The organism is Arenibacter echinorum (assembly GCF_003259375.1).
GTDB classification, from domain to species: domain Bacteria; phylum Bacteroidota; class Bacteroidia; order Flavobacteriales; family Flavobacteriaceae; genus Arenibacter; species Arenibacter echinorum.
Genome location: NZ_QLLN01000003.1, coordinates 403,985 through 416,443, shown reverse-complemented (window position 1 = coordinate 416,443; position 12,459 = coordinate 403,985). Strand labels below are relative to the sequence as shown.

Annotated in this window: 13 protein-coding genes; 10 read left to right on the top strand and 3 right to left on the bottom strand. The window is 38.7% G+C overall.

Annotation, left to right across the window (positions count from 1 at the left end):
* Positions 1-2: 2 nt before the first annotated feature.
* Entirely contained in the window at positions 3-536 is a 534-nt protein-coding gene (locus LV92_RS08905) for an NADPH-dependent FMN reductase (RefSeq protein ID WP_111623294.1), read from the bottom strand.
* A 116-nt stretch (positions 537-652) separates the two neighbouring features.
* Here LV92_RS08905 and LV92_RS08900 point away from each other — a divergent pair, with 116 nt between their 5' ends.
* Entirely contained in the window at positions 653-1,870 is a 1,218-nt protein-coding gene (locus LV92_RS08900) for a heparan-alpha-glucosaminide N-acetyltransferase domain-containing protein (RefSeq protein ID WP_245946314.1), read from the top strand.
* 53 nt (positions 1,871-1,923) lie between these two features.
* Positions 1,924-2,160 carry a CDGSH iron-sulfur domain-containing protein gene (locus tag LV92_RS08895; RefSeq protein ID WP_111623292.1) on the top strand — a complete coding sequence of 79 codons (237 nt, stop codon included), beginning with the start codon at positions 1,924-1,926 and terminating at the stop codon, positions 2,158-2,160.
* Between the two features lie 108 nt (positions 2,161-2,268).
* Here the strand turns inward: LV92_RS08895 and lpdA are convergent, their stop codons facing one another.
* Both lpdA and LV92_RS08885 read right to left on the bottom strand, forming a co-directional pair.
* Positions 2,269-3,675, bottom strand: a complete 1,407-nt coding sequence (gene lpdA / locus LV92_RS08890) for a dihydrolipoyl dehydrogenase (protein ID WP_111623291.1) — start codon at positions 3,673-3,675, stop codon at positions 2,269-2,271.
* A 116-nt stretch (positions 3,676-3,791) separates the two neighbouring features.
* Positions 3,792-4,250, bottom strand: a complete 459-nt coding sequence (locus LV92_RS08885; RefSeq protein ID WP_072861228.1) for an Lrp/AsnC family transcriptional regulator — start codon at positions 4,248-4,250, stop codon at positions 3,792-3,794.
* A gap of 156 nt (positions 4,251-4,406) precedes the next feature.
* Between LV92_RS08885 and LV92_RS08880 the strand changes: the two genes are divergently transcribed.
* The 8 genes from LV92_RS08880 (at position 4,407) to LV92_RS08845 (ending at position 12,437) form a co-directional block, all read left to right on the top strand.
* Positions 4,407-5,627, top strand: a complete 1,221-nt coding sequence (locus LV92_RS08880; RefSeq protein WP_111623290.1) for an aminotransferase class I/II-fold pyridoxal phosphate-dependent enzyme — start codon at positions 4,407-4,409, stop codon at positions 5,625-5,627.
* A gap of 60 nt (positions 5,628-5,687) precedes the next feature.
* Positions 5,688-7,163 carry a Na+/H+ antiporter NhaC family protein gene (locus LV92_RS08875; protein WP_111623289.1) on the top strand — a complete coding sequence of 492 codons (1,476 nt, stop codon included), beginning with the start codon at positions 5,688-5,690 and terminating at the stop codon, positions 7,161-7,163.
* A gap of 440 nt (positions 7,164-7,603) precedes the next feature.
* Entirely contained in the window at positions 7,604-8,248 is a 645-nt protein-coding gene (locus LV92_RS08870; protein WP_111623288.1) for a peroxiredoxin, read from the top strand.
* 75 nt (positions 8,249-8,323) lie between these two features.
* Positions 8,324-8,638, top strand: coding sequence for a thioredoxin family protein (locus tag LV92_RS08865; protein WP_111623287.1), 315 nt, complete (start codon positions 8,324-8,326; stop codon positions 8,636-8,638).
* Entirely contained in the window at positions 8,619-8,876 is a 258-nt protein-coding gene (locus LV92_RS08860) for a DUF6952 family protein (RefSeq protein WP_111623286.1), read from the top strand. The genes LV92_RS08865 and LV92_RS08860 overlap by 20 nt, the downstream gene beginning before the upstream one ends.
* A 186-nt stretch (positions 8,877-9,062) precedes the next feature.
* On the top strand, positions 9,063-9,569 hold the full coding sequence (tpx, locus tag LV92_RS08855; RefSeq protein WP_111623285.1) for a thiol peroxidase: 507 nt from the start codon (positions 9,063-9,065) through the stop codon (positions 9,567-9,569).
* On the top strand, positions 9,562-9,927 hold the full coding sequence (locus LV92_RS08850; protein WP_111623284.1) for a diacylglycerol kinase: 366 nt from the start codon (positions 9,562-9,564) through the stop codon (positions 9,925-9,927). Before tpx ends, LV92_RS08850 begins: the two co-directional genes overlap by 8 nt.
* Positions 9,928-10,055: 128 nt before the next feature.
* Positions 10,056-12,437: an FtsK/SpoIIIE family DNA translocase gene (locus LV92_RS08845; RefSeq protein ID WP_111623283.1), complete on the top strand. Its 2,382-nt coding sequence runs from the start codon at positions 10,056-10,058 to the stop codon at positions 12,435-12,437.
* The last annotated feature ends 22 nt before the right edge of the window (positions 12,438-12,459 follow it).

Sequence of the window (12,459 nt, the reverse complement as noted above, 5' to 3'; positions counted from 1 at the left end):
TTTTAAATTTGTGATAAGAATATTTCCAAAGCTTTTTTATGGCTTTTGGCAAGCTCAGGGTCGGTTATACCCTTCGTCTTGTCAAAGGTATGATTAAAGGATGGTAAAGAAAAGGTAGCTGTAACTTCACCTCCAAATCGAGGTAAAATTCCCTTGACAACCTCCAAGGAGCCAGTTCCGCCCCTTCTTCCTCCAGAGCAGGACATTAATAAAATCTTTGTGTCCGCCAAGAAATTCCTATCCACCCGGGACAACCAATCCAGCACATTCTTGAAATAAGCGGAAGGATTGCTGTTATGTTCGTTTACGGAAATAATCAGGGCATTGGCATGGACTATCTTATCTTTTAGTCCTCTCAATAAATCTGAATAACCCTCTTCCCTTTCCAAATCCTCACTAAAGACTGGAAAATTATAGTCGACCATATTAATAAGTTCAACCTCATGATTCCTAATAAGGAACGTGGTGTATTTTACTAATTTGTAATTGATGGAGGTGCTGGAATTACTTCCGGCAAATGCCAGTATACGGGACATCTTGATTATTTAAATGTTTGCACAACGAAAATACCGTAAAATAGATTGAATTGCGAAGAAATTGCATAATTTTGCACGCGAAAACATCCAAAGCCACTGTTTTACAAGTATATAGGATGTACATAAAAGTTAATATGGGGAATAACAACCTGAGATTGTATTTTATTGATGCTATGAGGGCATGGGCTATCCTTATGATGTTACAGGGACATTTCGTGGATGGATTGCTGGATAATGCATTTAGGGATAATTCCAATGCGGTTTATTCTGTTTGGAAATATTTCAGGGGGGTTACGGCACCAGTCTTTTTTACGGTTTCTGGATTTATATTTACCTATCTCCTCATTAAAGGGAATGAGATCGGGTTTAATAACCCAAGGGTAAAAAAAGGGATTAAAAGGGGATTGCAATTATTGGCCATAGGCTACTTGCTTAGATTAAACTTTTTTGGATTGCTAAAGGGCCAGATTTATGGTTCATTTTATTTGGTAGATGTTCTGCACTGTATTGGTCTTTCTATTTTGGGCATTATCGGGATTTATCTTCTTACCATCTCTAGAAATAAATATTTGTTCCCTGGAGTTTTATTGGCCACTACCCTAGTTTTATTTGTACTGGAACCAAATTATAAACAATACGCCCATTATTATTTACCTGAGATGATGGCCAATTACCTGACCAAGGCCAATGGATCTGTATTTACAATAATACCTTGGTTCGGGTATGCTGCTATTGGGGCTTTTATGTCCGTGCTTTTCAATAGATTCAAGAATTTTAAATATTTATATCCTGCTGCCATTGCCAGTTTTACCATTGTGGGCATAGGTCTATTGTTTTACTCCTCGGGCTTCTTTTTAAAGCTGTATAACTGGACCGGAATGCTAATATTTTCTAAAGTATATTTTAATAACTATCTGTTCATCCGATTGGGCGATGTCTCCTTGGTTTTTGCCGTATTTATGCTGTTTAGAAAATTTATGAGCAATAGTAGTGTACTTAAAATAGGGCAAAGTACCCTATCTATCTATGTGATCCATTATATTATTTTGTACGGAAGTTTCACAGGTTTGGGGCTATACTATTTTTTGAACCACAGTCTGTCCCCTACGATCGTAATTCCGGGAGCTCTGGCCTTTATGTTTACAACTACTTTGTTGGCACTACAATACGAAAGGAACAAAGTTTATCTAAAAATGCAATTATCAACAGCTGTTAAGTCAGTTCAACAGAAGGGAGAGGCCTGGTTGAACGAGGAAGGTCAGCCCTTGTTAAAGGCATTCGTGATTAAATCCAAGCTATCATTGGTACGCTTATTTAGAATGGTAAAAAATTAGTAGTTCTATCTTTTACTACTTGTGTTTCGCTTATTTTCGCACAAAAAATATAGATGAGCGAGATGAACAGTAAATTTTCACCAATTGCGGTGGAATTGGAGAAGGACAAAAAATATAAGTGGTGTACATGTAGCCATAGTAATGTTCAACCTTTTTGTGATGGTTCCCATAAGGCGGAAAATGCTTCCCCTCCTATGGTCTTTATAGCCGAAGAGGATAAAAGGGCCCATTTGTGTACCTGTAAATTAACCAAAAACCCACCTTATTGTGACGGTACCCACAAGTTGTAAATGCAATTTGTATCCCAATAGTCAATATTGAGGGAAATACTTATAGTAGAAGAGCCCCGTTAGATTTTGTCTAACGGGGCTCTTGTATTATCAACTTGTTTTAATTGTTTAAACATGTAGGGCTCTATTGTCGGTTGCAGCCAAAGCCGCCTCTTTTACAGCCTCTGCAAAGGTTGGGTGTGCGTGGCTCATTCTGGAGATATCCTCGGCGGATGCTCTAAATTCCATTGCTGTAACCGCTTCGGCAATTAAATCGGCCATTCGGGCTCCGATCATATGTACTCCCAAAACTTCATCGGTCTCTTTATCTGCCAATATTTTGACAAAACCGTCCAAATCCATACTGGCTCTGGCCCGTCCCAAGGCACGCATTGGAAACTGACCTACTTTATAGGAGACACCGGCCTCCGTGAGTTCCTCTTCGGTTTTTCCTACCGCCGCAACTTCAGGCCAAGTATATACCACACCAGGAATTAAGTTATAATCTATATGTGGCTTTTGTCCTGCCAATATTTCGGCTACAAAGGTTCCTTCTTCTTCTGCCTTATGCGCCAACATGGCTCCCCTTACCACATCACCTAGAGCATAAATATTGGATATATTGGTCTGTAAATGGTCATTTACGGCAATGGTGCCGTTCTTTTCCAATTTCACACCAGAGGCTTCAATGTTTAATCCATCGGTATAAGGTTTTCTTCCTACAGAAACCAGGCAATAGTCTCCTTTAAAAGTTATTTCTTCCCCTTTTTTATCCTCTGCTATAACAATTACTTCCTTGCCTTTGGCCTCTACCGACTTAACTTTATGGGACAAATTAAATTTTACTTTTTGCTTCTTCATTACTTTCAACAATTCTTTTGAAAGTGCTCCATCCATTCCAGGAATAATGCGGTCCATGTATTCTATTACCGTTACCTCGGCCCCCAATCTTTTGTAGACCTGTCCCAATTCCAATCCTATTACCCCACCGCCAATTACAATAAGGTGTTTGGGTATTTCCTTAAGTTTTAGGGCTTCTGTTGATGTAATAACGCGCTCCTTGTCCAATTTGATAAAGGGTAGGTTGGATGGCTTTGATCCTGTGGCAATAATTATGTTTTTTGCCTCAATGGTCTCTGTTTTGCCATCGTTCTTTTTTATGTTGATGTGGGTTGCATCCTTAAAACTCCCTATACCTTCATAAACCTCAATTTTATTCTTGTCCATAAGGAACTTTACCCCAGCACAGGTCTGATCTACCACCGCCTGTTTCCTAGCTATCATTTTCTCCAGGTTGATCTTGATTTCTCCAGGAATTTCAATTCCATGATCTTCAAAATGCTTTACGGCATCTTCGTAATGATGGGAAGAGTCCAATAATGCTTTGGAAGGAATACATCCTACATTAAGACATGTACCGCCCAAAGTTGAATATTTTTCTATTATCGCAGTCTTCATTCCTAACTGGGCACAACGGATTGCTGCAACATATCCACCAGGACCTGAGCCTATAATGGCTACATCGTATTGGGTCATATTATTATTGTATTGAAAAGATTAGTTTCATTAATGTGAATACAAAAATACGAATGTTTTATTGTTGGACAACATTCATATTACATGGGATATTAATGTATTAGGTAATGTTTTTGTTAAATAAACACTTCCGTGGTACTTTTTACTTCGTTGATAACAAAAGAACTTTGAGTACTTCCAATGTGGTTTATGGCCGTGAGTTTGGTAATCATGAACTCCCTATACTCTTCCATGTCCGCCACATATATTTTAAGGATATAATCATAATCCCCACTGGTGTGATAACATTCCGCAACCTCGTTCAGTTTAAGCACCTCCCGCTCAAACTGCAGCACATATTCTTTAATATGTTGTACCAATTTAACATGGCACAACACCGTAAAGGCCTTGTTTACTTTCTTTTTGTCTACCAAGGCCACATAATTGGTTATTACACCCAGTTTTTCCAGCCTTTTTATACGCTCGTAAACTGCGGTGACGGATAGATTTAGCTGGAGGGCATATTCCTTGGTGGTCCTTTTGCTGTCGTTTTGTAACAGTCCCAACAATTTAATATCGATTTCATCAAACTTCATACTGACATATTTTCTATAGTCTACCTTAAATCGGTTAACTGATATAAAAATAAACTATATATAGGTAAAAATATAGTTTTATAATCTAATATTACTGATATAGGTTGATTAATTATTGTAATAACTTTATCTTTATAGTAAATTAAATATGATATTATGGACTTTAAAGCAGCTGATAATTTACAGGATTTACAATATTTTGGAGAATATGGGGGTGTTAATCCCTCTATATCGGACTCTTCCACCTATACTTTTTTATCGGCAAAAACCATGTTCGATACTTTTGAGGGTAATACCGAAGGCTGCTATTTGTACAGTAGGCACTCCTCGCCTTCCAACCTTTATTTGGGAGAGGCATTGGCCGCTTTGGAGGGTACGGAAACTGCCAATGTAACTGCCAGTGGTATGGGAGCTATTAGTGCTGTGATATTGCAGTTGTGCAATGCTGGCGACCATATTGTTAGTAGTAGGACCATCTATGGAGGTACTTACGCACTCATGAAGAACTTTTTAAAGAAATTCAATATTGGAATTTCCTTTGTGGACACCACTAATTTGGACGCCGTGGCCATGGCCATAACCCCAAAAACTAAAATGCTCTATTGTGAGTCGGTCAGTAATCCATTATTGGAAGTGGCCGATATAGAGGCGCTTTCCAAACTCGCTAAAAAAAATAACATCCCCTTGGTGGTCGACAATACTTTTTCGCCCCTATCCATTTCCCCCGCAAAATTGGGAGCCGATATTGTTATCCATAGTTTAACAAAATTTATAAACGGCACCAGTGATTGCGTGGCGGGTGTGGTTTGCGGGACCAAAGATTTTTGTTTGGGCCTCAAGGATGTAAATAACGGAGCTGGTATGTTATTGGGCAGTACTTTGGATAGTTTAAGGGCATCTTCCATATTGAAGAATATGAGGACCCTACATATAAGGATGAAGAAACATAGTGAAAATGCGATGTACCTGGCCAAAAATTTTGAAAAGGACGGATTGCGGGTAGTATATCCTGGATTAAAATCGCATGTGGGCCACAAGGTGATGAAAAAACAATACAATATGGAATATGGTTTTGGTGGCCTAATGACTTTGGATGTGGGGTCTCTGGAGAAGGCCAATGCCTTGATGGAGTTAATGCAAAAGAAACATTTGGGCTATTTAGCGGTTAGTTTGGGCTTTTATAAAACCTTATTTAGTGCTCCGGGAACATCTACTTCTTCGGAAATTCCGTTGGAAGAGCAGTTGGAGATGGGCCTGTCCAATGGTTTAATTAGATTTTCCATAGGGTTGGATGACCATATTGATAGGACCTATATGGCCATGAAGGACTGTTTAATAAAATTGGATATTTTAAAACCTTTAAGTATTAAGGTGTAATATTGGTTTGCAGAAGAGATATCAAAATCGTAATATTACGAAGAAACAAATAGCTTCTAAATGCAGAACCTGAGTACCAATCCCGCTGGACCCGAAAATGAACATATTGTAGAAAACAAGGAATTGAATATCTGGGAAGCCCTTATCCCAGTAGTTCTTTTGATGATGATGTTGGCCTATAATATTTTCTATGCGGAAGGAGAATGGTTCGGGGAATATTCCAATCAGATTATTTTATTATTGGGAGGTGCCATTAGTGCCATTGTTGGGTTTTTTAATAAGACTTCCATAAAAACTATGGGACTTGAAGTCTTGGAAAACCTTAAAAGTGTTCTTGTCCCAATAATGATTTTGTTTTTAGTGGGGGCATTGGCGGGTACCTGGTTGGTGAGTGGGGTTATCCCTGCAATGGTTTATTACGGTTTGCAAGTTTTGAATCCCTCCATTTTTTTACCCGCTTCAGTTGTTATCGCCGCTATCATCTCAGTGGCTACAGGAAGTTCGTGGACTACCTCCGCAACTGTGGGGATAGCTCTTGTTGGGATTGGGACCGCCTTGGGCATTTATCCAGGAATGATAGCTGGTGCTGTGATTTCGGGGGCCTATTTCGGGGATAAGATGTCTCCCTTGAGCGATACTACTAATCTGGCACCTGCTATGGCAGGGACAGACCTATTTACACATATCAAATACATGACTATAACCACAGTCCCTACAATTGTAATAACATTGGCGGTTTTTGCTGTGATAAGTTTAAATATAGAGACTTCTGGGAGCGCAGATGTAAGTGCTCTCTTGGTTACTATAGATGAAACCTTTAATATAAACCCATATTTGTTTATTGTGCCCGGCGTAGTTATTGCGCTAATACTTTTAAAAACGAAACCATTGATTGCCCTTGGTTCAGGGGTAGCCTTGGCCGGGGTATTTGCCCTGTTTTTTCAAACTGAAGTATTAAAAACCCTATCGGATTCCAATGTAACGGCAATTTTCAACGCCATTTTTACGGATACCGCCATAGTCACGGAAAACGAAAAGTTGAACGATCTGTTCAGTGCCGGAGGTATGCAAGGTATGATATGGACCATCTTGCTTATATGCTGCGCTATGGTATTTGGGGGTATTATGGACGGTATTGGGGCCTTGGCACGAATTACAAAATCGTTATTGTCCATTGCAAGTTCCGTATTTGGATTGTTTGCCAGTACTGTAATGAGCTGCATTGGTCTAAATGCTATAGCCAGTGATCAATACCTGGCTATTGTTATCCCTGGTAAAATGTTTAAGAAAGCCTTTCAGGATAAGGGATTGGCCCCGGAAAATTTGAGTAGGACCCTTGAAGATTCAGGAACGGTAACTTCGGTATTGATTCCGTGGAATACCTGTGGAGCTTATCAGTCGGGCGTATTGGGCGTTGGGGTTGCCGAATATTTTGTGTATGCCATATTCAATTGGTTAAGTCCTTTTACGACCCTCTTCTTTGCTGCCTTGCATTTAAAGATAAGACAGCTTAAAACATCCAAGGTGGCTGGTTAATAAAATAATCTTCAGCCAAGAATTTCTTTGCTAAATTTGTGTGATGCAGGCAATTATCTTAGCTTTTGCTAAATAACTTGCCCATATGCCTATTGCAATTCCTCGATTTTTCCCGGCACTACCAATATCGATCAAGACATTTTAATAGGAATAAAAACAAACTTCCGTAAGAGGCAAAGTGGGTTGTTTTTTAAGAAATCAAATTATTTTATCAGTCACTTATTTTATCCAAAAATGGACTTGATAATTTTAAGCCATTTGCATTGTGAAATCAAGAAATTCAAGGTGTATATTTTTTCAATTTCACAAGCAAATACTATAATCGGCATAGGTATATACAATAGTTATATTGGCATAAGTTTTTTAAATCCATATTACTACAAACCCCTATAATTAGGTGTAATTTTACATCAGAAATTAATTGTATAAATTTTATAAATATGACTTTAGTAGGTAAAAAATTTCCAAATCTTAGCGTTAATGCAATGAACGATTTAGGCGATACTTTCAAATTGAACGTATTGGAAGAAGCTCAAAAAAATAATAAGAAGGTAATCTTATTTTGGTACCCAAAAGATTTCACTTTTGTATGTCCAACAGAATTACATGCTTTTCAAGCGGCCTTGGGTGAATTTGAAAAAAGAAACACCTTGGTTATTGGAGCTTCTTGTGATACTGCCGAAGTTCATTTTGCTTGGTTGAATACAGCTAAGGACAATGGAGGTATTGAGGGGGTTACCTACCCTATTCTTGCAGATAGCAACAGAAACTTGGCCTCTACTTTAGGTATATTGGATATCACCAATGAGCAGTATAATGAGGAAACCGGTGTTATTATGGTAGATGGCGACAATGTAACTTACAGAGCCACCTATTTAATAGATGAGGAAGGTACCGTCTTCCATGAAGGAATTAATCATATGCCTTTGGGGAGGAATGTAAACGAGTATTTACGTTTGATCGATGCCTATACCCACGTTCAAGAAAAAGGAGAAGTTTGTCCTGCCAACTGGGAAGAAGGTAAAGATGCAATGACTGCTGATAGGAATGGCGTTGCCAGTTATTTGTCCGCACACGCAAACTAAATTCAGGAATTAAATATAAGGAGTCAATTGATAATTTGAATTGACTCCTTTTTTATAAAATTAAATTTAGAATTTATGATAGTTGAATTGGAAAATGATAATCTAAAAGAGATTATTGATCAAAATAAAAATGTGGTTGTTCAATATTCGGCTACCTGGTGTGGCAACTGTAGAATAATGAAGCCCAAGTTTAAGAAAGAGGCATCCACTAATGAGGATATTACCTTTGTTCTTGCAGATGCAGAAAAATTTCCTGAATCCAGAAAGTTGGCCAATGTGGACAATCTTCCCACTTTTGCCATTTTTAGCGATGGTGAATTCAAGAATCAGGTACAGACCAATAAGTATGAAGTTTTAAAAGAATTGATCAGTGAAATTACCAGTAATTAAACACCTTACGAGCTTTATAGCTGAAAACGATGAGGATTATGTATTGGAAACCATAGAAACCTTGGAGTCCATCACCGAAGTTTCTTCATTAAAAGATGAGGAATTGGATGTTATTGGCGAATTGATTTCCAATCTATACGGAGCTTTGGAGGTACAAAAATCTATTAAGGAAGGTAAGCCTCAAAAAGAGGCCTTAAACGAATTTATGCAAAGGGTGATTGGTTCCATAGACAAATAATTGGATTAGAATCTATCTCCCCATAATGGCAAATACCTCTATTTTTATGTTACTACATAGGATAGAGGTATTTTTTGATTATTTATGTAAATAGGCAAGTCTAATTATTGTCCTACTTTTTATCCCATATTCCTTATTTATCAATCATATATTTTTTATTTTCACGCAAAATTTAAAAAAATAATCATGGCTATAGTAACACTTAAAGGAAATCCGTTAAATACTTTAGGAACACTACCTAAAGCAGGAAGTAAGGCCCCTGGATTTTCTTTGACCAAGGGAGACTTGTCCAATATACATTTGGACGATTACAAAGGTGCAAAAGTGGTATTAAATATTTTTCCCAGTGTAGATACCGGTACTTGTGCCCAATCTGTAAGACAATTTAATAGGGAAGCTGCCGAATTGAAAAACACTAAGGTTTTATGTGTTTCCAAAGACCTTCCTTTTGCCCAAGCTCGTTTCTGTGGAGCGGAAGGTATAAAGAATGTAGAAATGTTGTCCGATTTCAGGGACGGTAACTTCGGAAAGGCCTTTGGCTTGGAGTTTGTAGACGGACCACTAAAATCCCTTCACTCTAGAGCGGTGATTGTGTTGGACGAGGAAGGAAAGGTTGTTTATACGGAGCAGGTTGCGGAAACCGTTGACGAGCCCAATTACAAAGCGGCCTTAGAAGTATTGATGGATGCCTAAGGAAAGCTTTTTAGTGAATCGAATAAAGAGTGTTGGCTTCGCTTTAAAGGGAGCATTACTCTTAATAAGAACGGAATCCAGTATCAAGATACAGGTTTTTATCACCTTGGTGATGACTGCTGCTGGATTCTATTTTGAAATCTCCAATACGGAATGGATTCTTCAAATTCTGGCAATTGGATTGGTCCTTGGCGTTGAGGGATTAAACACGGCCGTGGAAAAAATAGCGGATTTTGTCCAACCGGAATTTGATGAAAAAATTGGGTTCATTAAGGATATTTCTGCCGGTGCGGTTATGTTAGTGTCCATTGCTGCATCCATTATAGGCCTTATCATCTATATTCCCAAAATCTTTTAAAATCCATTAGTTATTCAATATTCCCAATCTAGCTTGTAACGAGTTTCCGTAAAATGCTATTTCAATAGGAAAAGTTCCGATGAGTTCATCAGTAAATTTGTAATTTAGCCACCAGAATTTAAGATTTAATGGCAAAAAAGGTAAAAAAACCAAAGTCAACACCCAATAAAAAAGGCTTTTCCTTAAAACTATCGCAACAGAACAAAATCATTTTTGGGGGGTTGTTAATGCTTTTAAGTATTGCCCTGTTCTTTTCTTTTGTCTCCTTTTATTTTACTTGGCAAGACGATCAAAGCTTGTTGACAGAATTTGCAAACAGGAATGAACAGGCCAGAAATTTATTGAACAAATTTGGAGCCAACGTAAGTCATATTGTGCTTTATAAGGGATTTGGTGTTTCTTCCATCATATTTACCTTTCTACTGTTTATAACGGGGCTGTACCTATTTTTGAGTATGCAAAAACAAGGGCTGCTGCGAAAATGGATATGGGGCTTGGTATTTATAATCTGGTTCTCCCTTGCTCTTGGCTTTTTTGTGTCAGGAAAACCGTTGTTGGGCGGAATGGTTGGGTACGAGATGAACGATTTTCTTCAAGATTATGGAGGGAAAGTTGGGGTCTTTCTCTTATTGCTTTTTGGTCTGATAGTTATTTTGGTAAGGTTGTTCCAATTTTCGCCGGATAAAGCAGTTGCCTATTTAAACGATAAAGGAAAATCTTTGGCTACCGAATTTAAAAACGGTAAGGCTGCCAAGATTGATGACAGCGACAGGGAGAACGATATTTTATATACAAATGAAAAGGAAGAAACACCTGTGGTTATAGACACCTACACCCATAAGAAAGATATTCCCGTTTTGGCAAAAGAGGACGATGAGGAGGAATTTGAAGTAAAGGTGGGTCAAGAAGAGGAAACTATTGCCATGGAAGTGGAGAAAATTAAGGAAGAGAAAGAGGAGTCGGACAATATTTCCGACAAACTGGTGGAGGATTTCGGTGAATTTGACCCTACCCTTGAATTGGGCAATTTTAAGTTTCCCCCATTGGATCTTTTGGATCCGCACGGTGCCAGCGGTGGTATTACCATCAACCAGGAAGAACTGGAGGAAAATAAGAATAAGATTGTTGAGACCTTAAAGAACTATAAAATTGGTATAGCACAAATTAAGGCTACTATTGGTCCCACAGTCACCCTATATGAGATTGTGCCTGATGCAGGGGTGCGAATTTCAAAAATTAAGAACCTAGAGGATGATATTGCCCTGTCCTTGGCGGCCCTTGGTATTAGAATTATAGCTCCTATACCCGGAAAGGGAACCATTGGTATTGAAGTGCCCAATAAAAATGCTACCATCGTATCCATGCGTTCCGTTATTGCCTCCAGTAAATTTCAGAAGGCGGAAATGCAATTGCCCATTGCCTTTGGAAAGACCATTAGCAATGAAACGTTTGTGGTGGATTTGGCTAAAATGCCCCATTTGTTGATGGCTGGGGCCACCGGCCAAGGAAAATCTGTTGGTCTAAATGCAGTATTGACCTCCTTGCTCTATAAAAAGCATCCTGCAGAGGTAAAGTTTGTACTTATAGATCCCAAAAAAGTGGAACTTACCTTATTCAACAAGATTGAAAGGCATTATTTGGCCAAATTACCGGATTCCGAGGAAGCTATTATCACGGATAACAATAAGGTAATCAATACCTTAAATTCGCTTTGTATTGAAATGGACAACCGTTACGAGCTATTAAAGTTGGCCATGGTTCGTAATATAAAGGAATACAACGCCAAGTTTAAGGCGCGGAAACTGAACCCCAATGACGGGCATATGTTCTTACCTTATATTGTATTGGTAATAGATGAGTTTGCCGATCTTATTATGACTGCCGGTAAGGAAGTAGAAACCCCTATTGCCAGATTGGCACAATTGGCCAGGGCTATTGGGATACACTTGATCATTGCAACTCAAAGACCTTCGGTTAACGTAATTACAGGGATTATCAAAGCCAACTTCCCGGCTAGGATAGCTTTTAGGGTGACCTCAAAAATAGATTCAAGGACCATTTTGGATAGCCAAGGGGCAGATCAATTAATTGGGCGTGGGGATATGTTGTTTACACAGGGCAATGATGTTACCAGAATTCAGTGTGCTTTTGTGGATACCCCAGAGGTTGCTAAAATTACTGAATTTATAGGTTCCCAAAGGGCTTATCCAGATGCACATTTACTTCCGGAATACTCAGGAAATGATGATTCTGGCACAAGTATTGATTATAATATATCCGACCGTGATGCCATGTTCAGGGAAGCGGCAGAAGTAATTGTAATAGCACAACAGGGTTCGGCCTCCTTGATACAACGAAAGTTGAAATTGGGATACAATAGGGCCGGGAGAATTGTAGATCAGTTGGAAGCGGCAGGTATTGTTGGTCCTTTTGAGGGTAGTAAGGCTCGTCAGGTACTTGTGCCAGATATTTATGCCTTGGATCAACTTTTGAGCAATGAAAGTGCATAGAAGGCACCGTTAAAAATTTAAA

Excerpts from the sequence above, each read along its gene's own strand:
- lpdA (WP_111623291.1), bottom strand. The coding sequence starts at position 3,675 with ATGACCCAATACGATGTAGCCATTATAGGCTCAGGTCCTGGTGGATAT.
- LV92_RS08880 (WP_111623290.1), top strand. The coding sequence starts at position 4,407 with ATGGACTTTAAAGCAGCTGATAATTTACAGGATTTACAATATTTTGGA.
- LV92_RS08905 (WP_111623294.1), bottom strand. The coding sequence starts at position 536 with ATGTCCCGTATACTGGCATTTGCCGGAAGTAATTCCAGCACCTCCATC.
- LV92_RS08875 (WP_111623289.1), top strand. The coding sequence starts at position 5,688 with ATGCAGAACCTGAGTACCAATCCCGCTGGACCCGAAAATGAACATATT.
- LV92_RS08845 (WP_111623283.1), top strand. The coding sequence starts at position 10,056 with ATGGCAAAAAAGGTAAAAAAACCAAAGTCAACACCCAATAAAAAAGGC.
- LV92_RS08850 (WP_111623284.1), top strand. The coding sequence starts at position 9,562 with ATGCCTAAGGAAAGCTTTTTAGTGAATCGAATAAAGAGTGTTGGCTTC.
- LV92_RS08885 (WP_072861228.1), bottom strand. The coding sequence starts at position 4,250 with ATGAAGTTTGATGAAATCGATATTAAATTGTTGGGACTGTTACAAAAC.
- LV92_RS08865 (WP_111623287.1), top strand. The coding sequence starts at position 8,324 with ATGATAGTTGAATTGGAAAATGATAATCTAAAAGAGATTATTGATCAA.
- tpx (WP_111623285.1), top strand. The coding sequence starts at position 9,063 with ATGGCTATAGTAACACTTAAAGGAAATCCGTTAAATACTTTAGGAACA.
- LV92_RS08870 (WP_111623288.1), top strand. The coding sequence starts at position 7,604 with ATGACTTTAGTAGGTAAAAAATTTCCAAATCTTAGCGTTAATGCAATG.
- LV92_RS08895 (WP_111623292.1), top strand. The coding sequence starts at position 1,924 with ATGAGCGAGATGAACAGTAAATTTTCACCAATTGCGGTGGAATTGGAG.
- LV92_RS08900 (WP_245946314.1), top strand. The coding sequence starts at position 653 with ATGTACATAAAAGTTAATATGGGGAATAACAACCTGAGATTGTATTTT.